General features: G+C 65.3%; 14 protein-coding genes. 4 read left to right on the forward strand and 10 right to left on the reverse strand.

What is annotated here, in order from left to right; all coding sequences use genetic code 11:
• Window positions 1–27 precede the first annotated feature (27 nt).
• Entirely contained in the window at window positions 28–1395 is a 1368-nt protein-coding gene (locus GSQ76_RS24855) for an O-antigen ligase (protein ID WP_158746786.1), read from the forward strand.
• Between the two features lie 14 nt (window positions 1396–1409).
• On the opposite strand, the gene GSQ76_RS24860 is transcribed toward GSQ76_RS24855, so the two are convergent.
• Together GSQ76_RS24860 and GSQ76_RS24865 are read right to left on the reverse strand one after the other, a co-directional pair.
• Window positions 1410–2648: a lipopolysaccharide biosynthesis protein gene (locus GSQ76_RS24860; RefSeq protein ID WP_158746787.1), complete on the reverse strand. Its 1239-nt coding sequence runs from the start codon at window positions 2646–2648 to the stop codon at window positions 1410–1412.
• Entirely contained in the window at window positions 2645–3937 is a 1293-nt protein-coding gene (locus tag GSQ76_RS24865) for a glycosyltransferase family 4 protein (protein WP_158746788.1), read from the reverse strand. Before GSQ76_RS24865 ends, GSQ76_RS24860 begins: the two co-directional genes overlap by 4 nt.
• A gap of 223 nt (window positions 3938–4160) precedes the next feature.
• Here GSQ76_RS24865 and GSQ76_RS24870 point away from each other — a divergent pair, with 223 nt between their 5' ends.
• On the forward strand, window positions 4161–5078 hold the full coding sequence (locus tag GSQ76_RS24870; RefSeq protein ID WP_158746789.1) for a hypothetical protein: 918 nt from the start codon (window positions 4161–4163) through the stop codon (window positions 5076–5078).
• A gap of 12 nt (window positions 5079–5090) precedes the next feature.
• Here the strand turns inward: GSQ76_RS24870 and GSQ76_RS24875 are convergent, their stop codons facing one another.
• Window positions 5091–5807: a polysaccharide biosynthesis/export family protein gene (locus tag GSQ76_RS24875; RefSeq protein WP_158746790.1), complete on the reverse strand. Its 717-nt coding sequence runs from the start codon at window positions 5805–5807 to the stop codon at window positions 5091–5093.
• A 149-nt stretch (window positions 5808–5956) separates the two neighbouring features.
• Between GSQ76_RS24875 and GSQ76_RS24880 the strand changes: the two genes are divergently transcribed.
• Window positions 5957–7510 (forward strand): hypothetical protein, encoded by a 1554-nt coding sequence (locus GSQ76_RS24880; RefSeq protein ID WP_158746791.1) that lies wholly within the window; start codon window positions 5957–5959, stop codon window positions 7508–7510.
• On the forward strand, window positions 7507–8163 hold the full coding sequence (locus GSQ76_RS24885) for a hypothetical protein (RefSeq protein ID WP_158746792.1): 657 nt from the start codon (window positions 7507–7509) through the stop codon (window positions 8161–8163). Before GSQ76_RS24880 ends, GSQ76_RS24885 begins: the two co-directional genes overlap by 4 nt.
• Before the next feature lie 132 nt (window positions 8164–8295).
• Here GSQ76_RS24885 and GSQ76_RS24890 read toward each other — a convergent pair whose 3' ends face one another.
• From GSQ76_RS24890 to GSQ76_RS24920, 7 genes are all read right to left on the reverse strand, one after another.
• The gene (locus GSQ76_RS24890) at window positions 8296–9528 is read right to left on the reverse strand and encodes a hypothetical protein (RefSeq protein WP_158746793.1); all 1233 of its coding nucleotides are present in this window, start codon (window positions 9526–9528) and stop codon (window positions 8296–8298) included.
• A gap of 8 nt (window positions 9529–9536) precedes the next feature.
• Window positions 9537–10082, reverse strand: coding sequence for a phosphatase PAP2 family protein (locus tag GSQ76_RS24895; protein ID WP_158746794.1), 546 nt, complete (start codon window positions 10080–10082; stop codon window positions 9537–9539).
• A gap of 66 nt (window positions 10083–10148) precedes the next feature.
• Window positions 10149–11210 (reverse strand): thioesterase domain-containing protein, encoded by a 1062-nt coding sequence (locus GSQ76_RS24900; protein WP_158746795.1) that lies wholly within the window; start codon window positions 11208–11210, stop codon window positions 10149–10151.
• Between the two features lie 324 nt (window positions 11211–11534).
• Entirely contained in the window at window positions 11535–12833 is a 1299-nt protein-coding gene (locus GSQ76_RS24905) for an NtaA/DmoA family FMN-dependent monooxygenase (RefSeq protein WP_158746796.1), read from the reverse strand.
• A gap of 56 nt (window positions 12834–12889) precedes the next feature.
• The gene (locus GSQ76_RS24910; protein WP_158746797.1) at window positions 12890–13312 is read right to left on the reverse strand and encodes a GNAT family acetyltransferase; all 423 of its coding nucleotides are present in this window, start codon (window positions 13310–13312) and stop codon (window positions 12890–12892) included.
• A gap of 4 nt (window positions 13313–13316) precedes the next feature.
• Window positions 13317–14144, reverse strand: a complete 828-nt coding sequence (locus GSQ76_RS24915) for a creatininase family protein (RefSeq protein ID WP_158746798.1) — start codon at window positions 14142–14144, stop codon at window positions 13317–13319.
• Between the two features lie 57 nt (window positions 14145–14201).
• Window positions 14202–15713, reverse strand: coding sequence for an efflux transporter outer membrane subunit (locus GSQ76_RS24920; RefSeq protein WP_158746799.1), 1512 nt, complete (start codon window positions 15711–15713; stop codon window positions 14202–14204).
• Window positions 15714–15869: the final 156 nt, after the last annotated feature.

Consider the following 15869-nt stretch of genomic DNA (forward strand, 5'->3'; position numbering starts at 1 on the left):
AGGGCCGATGGCCGTAAGGACGCACCGATGAACGCGACGCCGAATTCTATTCCCGCGTGGGTTAACCGCCTGACAATCGTCGTGATGAGTCTGATGCTGCTGTACGCAGTCGTCGGCATTCCCGAATTCAACCGCGATGTGCTGGTCGCCACCGACAACGTGAACCCGCTGAACCGCGTCATCTGGCTGGGTCTGCTGGGCGCCGCCGCCCCGATCGCGCTGGTCCGCTGGCGGGCGGTGCTGGAACTTTTGGCGTCCAGCTGGGCGTTGCTGTTGCTCTACGCATTCTTCGCACTCAGCGTCGGCTGGGCGCTGGATCCAGATGCCTCGATGCGCCGCATCATGTTCACCATCGTACAACTGCTGCTAGCGGCAGTGCTGCTGTGCGGGCTGCGCCGTGCCTCCACCCTGCACATCCTCATCGCCTGCGTCTGCGCCATGGCCGCTGCGGAGGATTTGGTCGCCTGGGCACTATGGCCCGGCTACGCGATGACCGACGAGGGCCTGGCCGGGCTGCAGTTGCAGAAGAACCAGACCGGGCTGCTGATGATGTATGGCTGCCTGTCGGCGACCACTGGCTATTTCCTCGTGCGGGGCAAGTGGCTCCGTCTGATGGTCGCCGGGTCCGTGGTGCTGATGGCCGGGCTGCTGGTGGCCACGCGCTCCTCCACCAGCCAGTCGATCGTGCTGATGGCCCCCGTCGTGATCCCGATGATCCTGCTGGTGTCACGCCTTCCCGCCCCGGCAATCTGGGCAGTGGTGGCGGCGATCCCCGCCGCCATTACCGCATTGTTCTTCGGCTACCTGGCGTGGTGCGGCGTTACCAACTACGATCCATGGCTGCCCCTACGCGGCGTCACCTTCACCAGCCGGCTGGATTTGTGGGAGTTCGCGGTGCAGGAAATCGCCAAACGGCCCTGGCTGGGGGCCGGCTACAGCTCGTTCTGGGCGATCAACCCGGCGGTGCAGCCCAGCCTGAAAAGCGACATGTGGTTCGGCACCTACGCGCAGATCAACGAGGCGCATCAGGGCTACCTGGATCTGCTGGCGACCTGTGGCGTCGTCGGGCTTATGGGCGGACTGTTCGTGGTGTTCCGCACCCTGGGCATCGCTGGCCGCGCCATCGTGCGGGCCGAGCCAGTGGACGCGGCGGACCACGCCGGGCGCATGGCGTTTCCGACCGCCGTGTTCCACATGTCGCTGCTGGTCGGGCTGCTGGTGCATAACTTCACGGAGTCAAACCTGTTCTCCAACAACTCGGTGCTGGCGGTGGCTTTCGTGCTGGCTGCGCTGGATCTGGAGAAATGGCGCCTGGCGATGCGCAGGCCGGTGACCGTTCGCTACCCCAACCCCGCGCCGATCAGGGGCTCGGTTCCGAACGCGATGCGCATCTAGACGCATCGCGTACGCTAGGCGGGCAAGGCCGCGGGCTGGCGGAGGCGGCGCTGCAACAGGGCCGCCATCAGGACGATCTGCGTCGTCTGCCCCATCATGGTGGCGACGACGGCGTAGGGGTAATCGAAACGCCCCATCAGGCCGAAGATCGCGCCCGTGGTGACGATCGCACCCACCAGGTCGATCAAGGCCAGGTTCTTGAACTCGCCCATCACGAGGATGGCCACATTCAGCGCCAATGCGATGCTGCCCAGCATGACGTTCGCACCCCAGAAATAGACCAGCGGGCCAACTTCCTGATAGCGGCCATGATACAGCTCGCCCGAAATCCACGGCCATCCCGCCAGCACCAATGCGGACCACAGAAAACTGCCCGCTGTGCTCAACGTCGCACCGGTCAGCATCACGCGCAGGAACCCGGCGCGGTCACCCTCCGCAAACCGCGCCGCCATCTGCGGATAGCCGATCGACGACCAGGCTGCGGACAGCATCCATGCCGGGCGAATAACCACCTGCACCGCCGATAGGGCGGCCAGGTCGCTGGTGCCGTAGCGCCCGACGACGACGAAGCTGTACAGCCGGCTCGTCACCTCACCCGACCCCGCCCCGAGCGCCAACCAGCCGGAGCCGCGCAGCACGGTCACGTAGCCCCGGATCTCCACCCAGCCGAGCATGGGCCGCATGCCGTTCAGCAGGATCAGCAGGATTACCAACGCGCAGCCGCCATAGGCGCCCGCGGTCAGGAACAGCACGCGCTCGGCATCGGGATGGAAGCCGAGCAGAAAATCGCCACCGAGGAGGATGATCGCCGTGGAGAGCACCGTTCCCGTGAGGCAGGCCGCCAGAAGTGGACGCTGGCGCGAGAATGCGAAGGAGCGGGTGTATTGGAATAGCAGGAACGCCGGGATGAACATCACCGCGCCGGGTGACGCCAGCTCCGACCCCATATACGCCAGCGCGGCATCCACCAGCGTGACGATGAGGGCTGAGGCGATGGTGATGCCGATGGCAAAGGACAGCAATAGTCGCTCGGGCTGCCGCCGCTCCTCCATTCGGTCGTGGGCGGATGGCAGGCGATACAGATGCGCCAGGACCAGCGTGCCCTGCGCCGTTCCCAACACCCAGGCAACGGATAGCCAGAAGACATAGACACCGTAGGATTCGGCGGCGCCATTACGGATCAGCCAAAGGTTGATCGCGAAGGTCAGGATCGAGCCGAATCCTTGTTCCGCCAGGGAGACGACGAACCTCATGCCGCCCACTCCGACTGAGGATCATCCTGAGCCGTGGGCGCCGGGTCCAGGAACGGCAGTCCCATATTCGGCTTGTCTGCCCGCTGGCCTAGCACCCAACGATACACCTCCAGCGTCTGCGCGGCCTTTGCGGGCCAGGCGAACAGGCCGAACGCACGGTCGATGCCTACGCGGGACTTGGCCGCGATCTGTCCGGGATCGACCAAGATCTCATACAGTGTGGCGCGCAGGCTCGCGATGATGGCGGCGCGATCCCCTAGTGGCAGCAGGTAGCCGCTGGCCGGGCTCACCAATTCCGCCGGGCCGCCGTAATTCACCACTACCGGCACGACGCCGGCCGCCATCGCCTCCAGCACCACGGCGCCCCCGAATTCATGCACCGAGGGGAACGTCAGCAGGTCGGCGCGGTTCAGCCGGGGCGCCAGGTCGAAATGCGACAGCTTGCCGGCGAAGGTCACCGACCCAGCCACGCCGAAATCGGCCACCATGCGATCCAACCGTTCGCGTTCCGGCCCGAAACCGATGATGTCCAGCAGCAAGCGGCCGGATCGCAGCAGCGGGGCTGCCGCCTCCAGCAACATGTCGCAGCCTTTATAGGGTACCATGCGGCCCAGAAACGCGGCACGCAGTGGGCGCCCGGCGTAGCTTTCCGCGGTGCGGACGGCGGGACGTGGAAAGCGCGCCGGGTCGATCCCGTTTTCCGGAACATACACTGCCTTCGATCGCCACTTCACCGGCAAATCCGCAATGGCGCTGGCGCCCCCAACCATAATAGCGGCGGCGTCGCGACGCGTCGCGCGGTAGCCCGGCACCAGGCGATACAATCCGCGCAGCTTCGATAAGAATTCGCCTTCCTGCCGCTGCAACTCAGGAAATTCCTTCGGCCATGGCAAGCCGCCGTTCAACGGGCCCAGGATGAATGGCACGCCGATCCGCCGGCACAGTGTCGCCAGCTGGCTTGGCACCGCGGCGCTCAGCGGCGTAATGCGATGAACCAGATCGAACTCGCCAGCACGCAACGCCTTGCCGAACCGGCGCCACATCATACGCTCCGTCAATAGATAGGCCGGCATCGTCAGGGCGGTGAGCATCGCGTAGCCCTTATTCGGTCCGCTGATCCGTTCCACCAGCCGCGCGACAGGATTGACCAACCAATCGGTGTCGAACACCGTGTAATCCCGCCCCTCCACCAACCCGATGCGGTCCAGCGCGGGCTTGTTCCAGTTACGGGTGATCAGATGGGTGTCCACCAGATTGGTCAGCGCCTCGTAATGCGACCAGCCGACCAACGGGATACTCTCCCATTCGGGGTTGCACGAATCGGCAATCACCAAAACACGCAGGCGACGGCCTTCTCGGCCGGCCAAATGACAATTTGTTACATCAGTAATGAATTGTTTAGTCACCAGGACGCCCTATAGATGCGACTGCACAGTGCATCCCACCGTGACATGATTTCCTTAACGATGTGAGACCTCGATGGCCTTGGGCACCGCTTCGCATGTGGTCTGCATGCTGGCAGAACGTAGCTACTTCCACGGTGCCGCAGCACTCTCGAATTCATTGGTGCGAAATGGGTTTACCGGGCATATCGTCGTTGGCTATCGCGGCGCGTTGCCGGTGTGGGGCGGCCCGGTGAAACCCGCGGCAGGTTCGGCACAGCCGATCACGGCCGATGTCGACATTCAATTCATCGAATGCACCGGGGATTGGAACCTCAGCAACCAGAAGCCTCAATTCCTGCTGCAGGTGGCCGAGACGTTGCACCCCGATTTCACCACCCTGTGGTATTTCGACTGCGACGTCGTCATTAAGACCGCCTGGGCTAATTTCGCACGCTGGGCGGAGACGGATGTACTGCTGGTACTAGACCTGGCGGAGACATACATGCCCGCCAACCATGTTTTCCGGCGGGAATGGCAGAACTTCGCGGAACGCGCCGGGCTGGGCAACCGCCCGGTCAGCGGCTATTTCAATAGCGGCTGCGTGGGCGTCGCACCCGGCCTCACCCGTTTTTTGGACGCGTGGGCGAAGCTGCTGCACTTGCTGGCCGACACGGGCACCAATATGTCCGTGTTAGTGGACAAGACCGGCCGCCCCGAATTTGCCAAGATGGACCAGGACTTGATGAACGCCGCCATCATGGCGACGGACGTGCCCTACAACGCGCTTGGGGTCGAGGCGATGGACGCCTTTCCCTCTGCCAACATCATGTCGCACGCCATGGTTTTCGCCAAACCGTGGCGGCGCGACTACATCCATGACGCCTTGCTCGGCTACCAGCCCGACCCAGCGCATCTCAGCTACTGGATTTATGCCGACGGCCCGATCCTGTCCTTCACGCCCGCCGAGTGGAAAAAGAAGCAGCGCGTCCTGAAGCTGACGCGCTGGCTCGGGTTTCTCAAGCGCAGTTCCGTCGATTATTGGTGAGGCCAGGCTCGGCTAGAATAGGCTCTGGCCGATGCCGCCGAGGTTGTAGTTCAGCGTCTTCTGGAACGGCAGCGCCTGGTTCAGGTACTGGTCCACGAACAAATCGAACTCGGCAATATCCGCCTTCGGCACGAAGATCACGTCCGATGGCTGCAGCGGCAGATCGTCCTGCATGTCAGCCGACCCGGCGTAGCGGCGCAGGTTCAACGTGCGCAGCATGGGCGCGTTGTCGGCGCGACGGCGGATCAACACCACCTCGCTGGACCGCGACGTGGGCAGGAAACCACCGGCCATCAGCACACCCTGTAGCGCATCGGTCGGACCCTGCAGCGGCAGGACGCCCGGCGTCTTCACGTCCCCGCCGACGAAGATCCTCGATGAGGCGTAATTGCGCACCACGACATCGAGATCGGCAACCCGCAGTTTGGAGGCATAGCCGTCCTGCAATTTCTTGCGGAATTCCGGCAACGTCAGCCCGCCAGCGACGACATCGCCCAGCAACGGCACCGTCACCCTTCCATCCGGGCCGATCACCAGCTTGGCGTCGTTCAGCTCCGGGTTCAGCAGGAATTTCAAATCGAATTCGTCCCCGCCTGCCAGGCGATGCGGCGGGACCTCGTTCGACCAGGGGGCAAACCCGTCCACCTGCTTGGGGACGATGGTGATGTGCTGCGTGCACGCACCGAGCATCACGGTGAGCGACAGGGCTATCAGAACGTTCGGGCGCAATTTTTGGCCTTTCACGGCGGCATGAACCATGGGGAAACGCAGCCGGCACCGCCGGCGCGGTCTTCTTAACCCTGCAGCGATTAAGAGGGATTTAAGCCCTACCGCCTACAACACGAAAACCAACCGTCCTGTAAGGCCAGTGAACGCCCGTGAGCGATACCACAGCACGCGACTTCCCCGCCGGCGGCGTCCGGCACCGATCCGGATCGTTCCCCAGCTTCAGCCTGCGGGACCTGGTAACGGCGTTTTTCTATTATAAGCGCGTTACCCTGCTGGCCTTCATTATACCCTGCATCCTGGGCGTGCTGGCCGGGCTGGTCGCGCATACCAGCTACATGGCGCAGGCCCGACTGCTGGTGCTGTACGGCAGCGACTACGTGTTTCACCCCGGCAACCGCGACACCGGCAACGACATCACGCTGGATCGCAACCAGATCATCCAGGCCGAATTGCAGATCCTGCTGAGCCCCGCGCTCGCATCCGAAACCCTGCAGGCCGTCGGCGTGGATAAGGTCTATCCTGGCCTGCATACGGATGATGATGGCCTGCACGTCGCGGTCGCGCGCTTCGCCAGCGACCTGAACGTGACAAGCGTGCCGCAATCCAACGTTATCGAGATGAGCCTGCGCAATGCCGACCGCGGCGTCGCGGTGCAGGTGCTGAAGGAACTGATCTCCCATTATATCAGCTATCGCTCCGGCATCTTCGACAAGCCCGGGCCACAGGGCGCGGATGCACAGCGGGCGCAGTTCGCCGACCGCCTGAAGAAGGCTGAGGAAGACCTGGCCCAGTTCGGGATCGAGCACGGGATCGGCAATCTGGACGAGCAGATCAGCCTGCAGATCCACCAGAAGGCCGACAACACCAACCAACAGAGCCTGACGGCGCAGCAGATCGACGAGACGGCGGCCCGCGTGGCCGCGCTGCACAAGCAATTGGCCGGCCTCCCGCAGACCGTCCAGATGTTCGCCGAAAGCACCCGGTCCCAGCAATCCACTGGGCTGACGGATAGCCTGGTGAAGCTGCAGATCCAGCGCCGCGAACTGGTGTCGAAATACCAGGATGATTTTCCGCTGGTGCGTGACATCGACCGGCAGATCGCCGGCGTTCACGCCCAAATGGGGACCGACCCCGGCCGTGAGGCGAACATTAATCGCTTAGGCCGCAACACGATCTATGACGATCTGCACCGGGAGGAGATCACCCTCACCTCCCAATTGCAGGGGTTGAACGCCAAGCAGGCGCAACTCGTCGTCGAAGCTGGCCGGATCCAGGATCGATCGGATGAACTGGCCGGGCTGTCCCGCCACTACCGCGATCTGCAGCGCACCCGCGACGTGCTGGACCAGAGCTACCGTTCGATTGCCCGCAGTGGTGAGGAGACCCAGCTCTCCGCCGCGGTGGAGCGGGCTGGTGCAGCCAACGTGCGCGTCGTGCAGCCGCCGGATGCGCCGATCGCCGGGCGCAACCAGCGTTCGCTGCTGATGGCCGGTGGCGTGGTGCTGGGCGTGCTGGCGGCGATCGCGGTGTTCGCCATGCTGAACGCCACCCGCCAGGTCTTCGTCAGCGTCCGGGATGTGGAGCGCCAATTGGACCTGCCGGTGCTGCTGGCGGTGCCGTTGGCGGCCAGCCGCCGCCCCGCCCCGAAGGCGCCGCCGCCCACGATACGCCGAACCGTTCGCCGTCCGAGTTTTGGGGTATGAGCGCCGTGATCGATGCCGAGCCTGACGCCGCCGGCCTGCCCCCGCCGCTGCTGCTGAGCGTCTCGCACGCCAGCCAGCTGCTATTCACGGTGCGGCGCGATCGCACCGATGGCGTTGCGATGCAGCTGATGTCGACCCGCAAGGGCGAAGGCGTGTCCACCCTGGTGCGGGACCTATCTCTGGTGGCGGCATCTCAGGGCGGGCTGCGCACGCTGCTGCTGTCCTCCGAACCGCTGGGTCGGCATGGCGCGAATTGGCCGCGCAGTGTTTACGGGTTGCCGTCCGGCCTACGCGCCATCGCCGATGGCCCGGCCGAGTTGGAGATGTATCGCGTTGGGCCCACCGGGCTGGTGGCGGCGGCCCCGATCGGCAATACGGTGCAGCCGCAGACCTGGGCCACGCTGCTGCGGGCGCTGCGGCCGCAATTCGACATCATCATCACCGACTCACCGCCGCTGGACCGCTCCTTCACCGGCATCGTGCTGGCGCCGCATATGGATGCGACGCTGCTGGTGGTAGCGGCCGAGAGCACCCGGGCCAGCGCCGTGCGCACGCTGCGCGACCGCTTGGCCGAGGTTGGCGGCCACACGGCAGGCGTCATTCTGAACAAGCGACGCTTCCACGTGCCGCAGGCGGCCTACGAACGACTGTGACCGTGCGATAGCCCTTTACGGGCCGCCATCGCCCCGGCGGCGTAACGCGAGCGATGAAGGGTGCATACCGCTCGTCGCCGAGCGCGAGTCCTATCGTCTACTGTTAGGCCGGGCTTTGGCCGCACGTGGATATTATTGCCGGACGCGGCGGATCGGCTCGTCTTGGTCGTGCACGACGCCCGTGTGCCCGATCGCATAGGGATAGGGCGACGGCAGGCTCCGCATCGGCACCTGCTCCAGCAGCAAGCCCTGCGGCAGGCTAGACGCCCGGCGGCGGCGCGGCAGCAATGAGGCCAGCGCGGACAACACTAGCCCGGCGGCGGCGACCGCCGTTATGTCCGCCAGCCGCTGATCCTCGCCGGCGGAACTCGTGGTCGAAGCCACGATCAGAACTGGCGCGACGGCGGTAGCCATGGGGGCGATGCTGGCGGTTTGCACCGGCATCGCCGTCAGCTTGCCATCCAATGCGGTAAGCTGGGCCGTCAGATCACGGCGGCGGTCGCCAAGCTGCGCCATCTCCGCCCGCAACCGGTCGCGTTCGGCGGACAGGACAGCATCGCCCGGGTCGGGCTGAACCGGGCGGCCCTCTACCCGGCGGGTCTCGTCCGCCAGGAAGGCGCGCATGGTTTTGATCTGCCCGTCCATGACGACGACGGCCGGGTAGGTGTCCTGGTATTTCGTCGCCAGTTGCAACCGCTGTAATTGCAGGTCGGCCAGGGCGGCGTTGGCCTTGTCCAGCGTTTCGCGCCCCGGCTTGCGATCTGCCGCGGCACGGCTGGCCGCCACCGAGTCACGAGCCAGTCCGGCCAAACTGGTTGACATCGCGATCGATCGCGCATCGGCCGCATCGATGGCGGCAACCAGACGAGTTCGGCTCGCGCGGAGCTCACTTGCCGTATCGGCTTGCGCGGTAACTGCGGTGCTCGTGGCCAGCGCGGCGGTCGGAATATTCAGGATCGCGTCCACCAGCGAAGTTACATGCTGCCGGGCCTGCGCCGGGTCGGCATCGCGCGCAGTGACGACCAGCGCCTCCCCATTCTCCTGCAGGGCCACGGGGCGCTCGGGCGCCATGGCCAGGCGCAACGCCACGTCGGACAGCGCGGCGCGGCCGGCGGCGTCGGTGTTGCCGTCCGCCACGATACGGGTGCTGACGATGGTGTCGGGGCTCATATGCTCCCATATCACCCGGCCGGCGCCTGTAGTTGTCGCCAGGCCGAGGGCAAACACGCTGATCTGCAGCAGCCATGTCCGCCGGCGCGACCGCGGCTTCGGCAGATCCGAACCGACGATGCGCCAGACGGCTGTGTCGCCCGACGCCACCGACATGTCGATCAGCGCTGAACCCCGCACCGGGAAATCGTCCATCCTATCGCTCATTTCGGGGTGAAGGCGGAGCGTATGGCTGCTTCCGCCGGAAGATGCATGCCGTGAAAGGCCAGCATGGTGCAGACTGCGGCCCCGAGCACGGGCCAGCCGACGATGCGCGGCCGTGGACCAGCCAATACGCCCAACACGCACAGCCCAGCCGCGCCGACGAAGCCGCCGACAATCACCTCGGCCAGATCATGCGCGTGCAATTCGATGCGCGAGTATCCCATGGCAACGATGATCGCGACCGCTATCGCGCCCAGTGCGATCCGCGGCACCACATCGCGCAGCAGCAGCACGGCCAGGCCGCCATACACGATGCAGGCGGAGGCAACGTGGCCGCTGGGGCTCGCGGCGGAGGCGAATTCGAAATCCTCGGCGATGGCCAGGCAGCACAGCTTCAGCACCAGCATGACCGCCAGCGTGCCGCAAATCGCGCCGACCCAGGCCAGTACGCCGCGCCACCAGCCCAGCACGCCGAGCACGAGCGCCACCACAGTTGCCAACGGCAGCACGACAGCCTGGTCGGCAAAATCGGAAAGGAAAATCATGTGCCTCGATCGTGCGGCTCGCTACGGCGGCATCATGCGGGGCAACGGTAAACATAAGAAGAATGGCTAGCGCATCGCCCCGCGGACGTGCCGGATCAGCGTGGTGATGGAAGGCTCCATGAAAATGGTCAGGTGATCGCCGGGCACGGCGACCATGCGCAGCCCCTTGCCCACCAGCCGGCCCCAGCCGAAACGGCGGTCCAGCCCGAAACCCCGTGGCTCCTCGGACGAGCGGATATGGAGCAAGCAACCATCGAACGGGCGCGGGCGATACGATTGTGCCGCGCGATGCAATTGGGCCTGCAGGTCTGCATCGAAGGCCTGCTGCGCCAAATAGGCCTGCGCGGCCGGGCTCAGCTTGCCGTCGTCTGCCCCGGGTGCCCGCACGAGGTGCTTCGTGGCGTTTCGGGCCCTTAGGAATTCCACAAGGGGCAACTTGCCGCAGAGCACCTTGGCGATGCCGGTAAGGATGATCTGCCAACCATAGGACCGCTCGGCGATTTGCCGCCGCCACGTCCCCATGTTGTTGAGATAGGCCGGGTTCCAGGTATCCACCATGATGACGGCTTTCACCTCGTGCCCGGCTGCCCGTAATTGCTGGGCTGCCTCGTAGGCGACGTTGCCGGCCAGGCACCAGCCGAGCAGCACGTACGGTCCCTGCGGCTCCACCGTGCGCAGTTGTTGGACGTAGCCCTCGGCAATTGCCTCGATCGTCGCGGGCAGGCGCCCGCCGGTGCGGCGGTCGGCCGCCTGCAACGCGACGAACGGATGGTCGACACCGACATCCTGGCCCAGCGGAAAGAACGCGCCGTTGCTGTGCATCACTGCATAAACCGGCTTTTCCATCCCACGCCCCAGCCGCGCCACGCGGTCGAACCGGAATTGCCGGGCTGGCGGCTCCGCCTGAACGGCGCTTAGAACCGCAGCCAGGGTGGGGTCGCGGTAGAATTGCGGCAGTGGGATCTTGACCGCGAACTCCCTCTCGATCCGCGACAGCAGCCGGGTTGCCAGGAGGGAGTGGCCGCCCGCGGCAAAAAAGTCGGCATCGGGATCACTGGACGATCCGGGCAGAAGGTCCGCCCAAATCCGCTTCACGCGGCACGGCGTGTCGTTCATCGCAAAGTCCATGGTCCCTCCTGTGCGCTTGGGCGCATTCGGAGTGATCGGCCTTGAAGCGCTTCGGCCAGACTCTGCTCCGGTCCGGGCGTCAATAACGCCGCAACGTTAATATTTCGCTGACTAACTTGTGCAATTCATAAATGATTAGAGCACGCACGCTCGATCACCAGCCAGACCAGGCAGGTAATTGTCCGTCAACGCGAGGTTAGGCGCGTCCTGCGATCTGCGCGGGCGTGACGACGCAGACAAACAGGGCAAGCTTTGAAACGATCTTGGACAGGGGAATGGGTCGTCTCCGCTGTTGAGCAGCGGGCAGCAGCGACGATGCCGATGCTAAAACTCGCGCAGCACGTCCCGCAAGGTCGCACCCTGATACTGCGTGCGCACCAGGCCCCGGCGTTGCAGTGCCGGCACCAGCCCCTCGGTTATCTCCACCACCACCCGGCGGCTGGACCGTTGGAATGGCGTGCTCACCAGGAAGCCATCGCCACCGATCGCCTCCATCGCCTCGCCCATCTTCTCGGCAATCTCGTCCGGCGTGCCGACCAGGCGGAGCCCCCCGTCATAACGTTCGGAGGCAAGCTGGCGTAGGGTCTTGCCGCTGCCCCATTGGGCGAATTTGTCCAGCGAGCCCTGTTCGCCGTTCGTGGTCAGGTGCGGCAATTCCTTGTCCAGGTCGAACTGGGAGAAGTCGATGTCCGTCACGGTGCCGATGGCGGCGAGCGCGGCCTCGATGAAGGCCGGGTGATGGACCATCCGGTCGTATTTGGCCTGCGCCTCCGCCGTGGTTTCCCCGATGAACGGGTAGATCAGGAACAGCACCTTGATGTCGTCCGGGTTGCGCCCGGCGGCGGCAGCCCGGGCGCGGACGTCGTCGCGATACGCCTTCATGCCGCTATATCCGTTCGCGGTCGCGATGATGCTGTCGGCGGTGCGGGCTGCAAATTCTCGCCCACGGGGCGAGCCGCCGGCCTGCACGAAGGTCGGCCGCCCCTGCGGCGAGCGCACCGTGTTCAGCGGTCCGCGGCATTTGAAGAACTTGCCCTCGAAATGGACCGGGTTGACCTTGGTATAGTCGGCATAGGTGCCGGTCTCGCGGTCCATTACCACCGCATCGGGCGACCAGGAATCGAACAGGCGGCAGACGAGTTCGACATACTCGTCGGCCATGGCGTAGCGCTGCTCGCGCGGCGGCAATTCGTCCATGCCGAAATTCTGCGCGGCGGCGTCCTCGCCCGAGGTCACGATGTTCCAGCCGAACCGCCCCCCGGCGATGTGGTCCAACGTGCTGGACAGACGGGCGAGCATGAAGGGTGGGTATGCCATGGTGGACATGGTCGCCACCACGCCCATGCGGCTGGTGCCAGCCGCGATCATCGCAGCCAGCGGCATCGGGTCGTGCTTCGGCGCTTGCAGGGCATGCTTCAGCGTCGCCTCGGTGGTGCCGCGCCAGGCGTCGGACACCATCAGCGTGTCCTCCAGCATGATGTAGTCGAAGCACGCCCGCTCCATCGCCTGCGCCATCTCGACGTAGAACTTGCCGTCCCAGGGCGAACTGGTAGGCGCATATGGATGATCCCACTCACCCGCACTGAAGTTGCAGAACCAGGCGAGATGAAAGGGCTTGGGCATCTTCGTGTCCATTCAGGGGGGCGGCACCGATCCACGCAAGATCAGTGCCGCGCCGTTTACGGGGTGAGCCATTTCGCCATGACCGTCCGGGGCGAGACCTCGAAGCCCAGACGCTCGTAGAAGGCGATCACCTTGGTGTTGGTCTCCCGCACCAGCAACTGGACCTTGAGCACGCCGCGCTGCCGCAGCCACGCCTCCCCGGCCGCCACCACCTGCCGGCCGATCCCGGTGCCCTGTGCATCGGGCGTGGCGGCAACGTAATAGAGCCAGCCCCGGTGACCGTCATGCCCCACCATGACGCTGCCGCTGATGGCGCCTGACTCGCCGATTGCGACCAACACGTCCGACGAAGGGCCAGCCTTGGCGAAGCGGAAATCCTCCGCCGGGTCGTTATAGCTGGCCACCAGGTCGCAGGCGCGCCACAACGCGACGACCGCCTGCTCATCCTCTGGCGCGGCGCTTCGGATCGTCAGCGCCATGGCGCTAATCGTCCGCGTGCCCGGCGGTGTTGCCCTGGCCGCGGCCGGGTAGCCACACCGGGTCGGGCCGGCGCCACATCGCCTTGTCGCGCATCGCCGCCGCCAGGGTTTCTGCCTGGACATCCAGGAACCGCTCGCCCTTCGCCGCCGTCGCCGGGCGCGGGTCGCCGCGAACGCCAGTGACGGGCGCACGCTCGGAGAAGCTCCAGAACCGGCTGAATCCGTCATATTTCGGCACCGGCTCCGGCCGCTGGCGCACGGCCTCCTCGAACTTGTCGGTGCGCACCAAGTCCCCGGCGATCGCCATCATGACGGACGTCTCGCCCTCGCAGGCATGCGCCGGGGTTTCCTTGGTCTCGGCGATGTCGCCGATCATGTCGCGGGTCAGATACCAGGGCGTGCAGGCAATGACCGGCAGGCCGAATTCATGCGCCAACTCGCGCGCCGCCACCGCCAGCGGCTCCACATTGCCGCCATGACCGTTGACGATCAGCAACCGGGCGAAGCCGAGCGCGCGTAGGGAGCGGACGATCCCCGTCAGCACGCCGCGCAACTCGCTGAAGTTCAGGCTGATCGTGCCGCCGAACGGCAGATGATGCTCGCTCATCCCGGTCCATAGCCCCGGCAGCACCAGCACCGGCAACTCCGCCGACACCAGCCGCGCCGCGCGGATCGATGCGGCGCTGGCGCTAGCCGTGTCGGTGATGACCGGCAGATGCGGCCCGTGCTGTTCCAGCGAGCCGATGGGCAGCACCGCCAGCGCGCCGGGTCGCCCAGCCACTTCTCGAATGTCCGGGCCGGTCAACCGGGCCCACTCCACCTCGTTGGTCATGCTGCGCTCCTGTCGTTATGGGCGCAGTTGCAGCGTAACCAGGCTGGTATGTCCAGGTTAGAACAGCTTGGGTGGCTTTTCCGCCGTTCTGCCCCGCGGGAATGCAGTTTCCCAGCCACCGCCCAGCGCCTTGTAAAGCTGCACGAGATTGGTCGATACCGTCGTCGTGCTGTCGGCGTATTGCTGTTCGAACTGGAACATCGTGCGCTGCGCCGTCAGCACGTCGAGAAATGTGCCGAGCCCCTGCACGTATTGCTGCCGGGCGAGGCCAAGTGCCTTGCGCGCCTGATCGACCGACTTGGCCAGCTGGTCGCGCCGCAGTTGTTCGGAGGAATACGCCGTCAGCGCGTTGTCCACGTCGTGGAAGGCCTGCAGCACCACCTGTTGGTATTGCACCGCGGCCTCTTGCTGCTGCGCTTTGCGCAGATCCAGCGTGTATTTTAGCCGTCCGCCCTCGAAGATTGGGATGCTGATGGACGGGCCACCGGAATATTGCAGCGCACCGAAGGCACCGATATTGGCGAGATTTTTATAATCCGTCGCCTGCACCCCGATGCTGCCGGACAGGGTGATTTTCGGGAAGAAATCCGCCTCGGCCGAGCCGATATCGGCGGTCGCGGCGTGCAATTGCGCATCTGCCCGGCGGATATCCGGCCGTCGCTCGGCGAGTTCGGACGGCAGCCCCACCGGCACGGCCGGCGGCACCGGCGGCACTGGTTGGGCCGGGGACAATTTTGCCGTCAGCGAACCCGGCGTCTGCCCCAGCAGAAGGCTGATCGAGTTGATCGTAGTGGCCGCCGTCGCCTCCAATTGCGGGATCTGCGATGCAGTGTTGGACACCTGGGCGGACGCGTTGGCCACGTCCAATCCGGTGGTGAGCCCGCCGCGCTGGCGTTCCTGCGTGAGGCGTAGGCTCTGCTGCTCACTGGCCAACGTGTCCCGGGCGATCTGCAGGTCGCGCTGCTGACCGCGCAATTGCAGGTAATCGCGCGCTAATTCGGCCAACACGGTCACCATCGAGTCCCGCCGAGTCTCGGCCGAGGCGGCGATGGCCGCGTCCGCGGACTCGACCTGGCGCCGCACACGGCCCCAGAAATCGATCTCCCACGTCGAATCGAAGCCCGACTGGAACAGGTTGAACGCGCCCAGATGCGTGCCTGGCCCACCAGACGCCTCGGACGACGCGCCGGATGGGATTCCTCCCTGCGTGCCGCCCAGCCCATTCGCACTCGTATTCGTGCTGCTGCCGCCGGAGCTTGTGGCGCCGCCGCCCAACAGCCCGATCACGCCACGATCGCTGATTTTCTCGCGCGTGTAGGACGCGTTGCCGTTCAGGTTCGGGAACTCGTCCGCCGCCGTCACACCACGCTGCAGGCGGCTTTCCTGCAGACGAATGGTCGCTAGGCGAATATCCAGGTTGGAGGCGGCAACCTGCTGCTCCAACTCCGTTAGGATCGGGTCATTGAACGCTTGCCACCAATTGGCGTCGATCGGCTGCAACACTACCTGGCTGGGCGTGGCCGGAGGCGGCGCCGAGCGGCTCGCGAACCAGGATGTGGGCGACCACATGCTGGGTTCCTGATAGTCCGGGCCCAGTGTGCAACCAGCCACCGAGGCGACAGCGAGTAGTGCGATATATCGGAACTTCACGGGCGACCACACACCTTTGGCAGGGACGGCGAACCCCGTCGGCAGAAAGTGACCGACCGGTTCGGTCAGTCTTTG

This window comes from Acidisphaera sp. L21 (genome assembly GCF_009765685.1).
In the GTDB taxonomy this organism is placed as follows: Bacteria; Pseudomonadota; Alphaproteobacteria; order Acetobacterales; family Acetobacteraceae; genus LMUY01.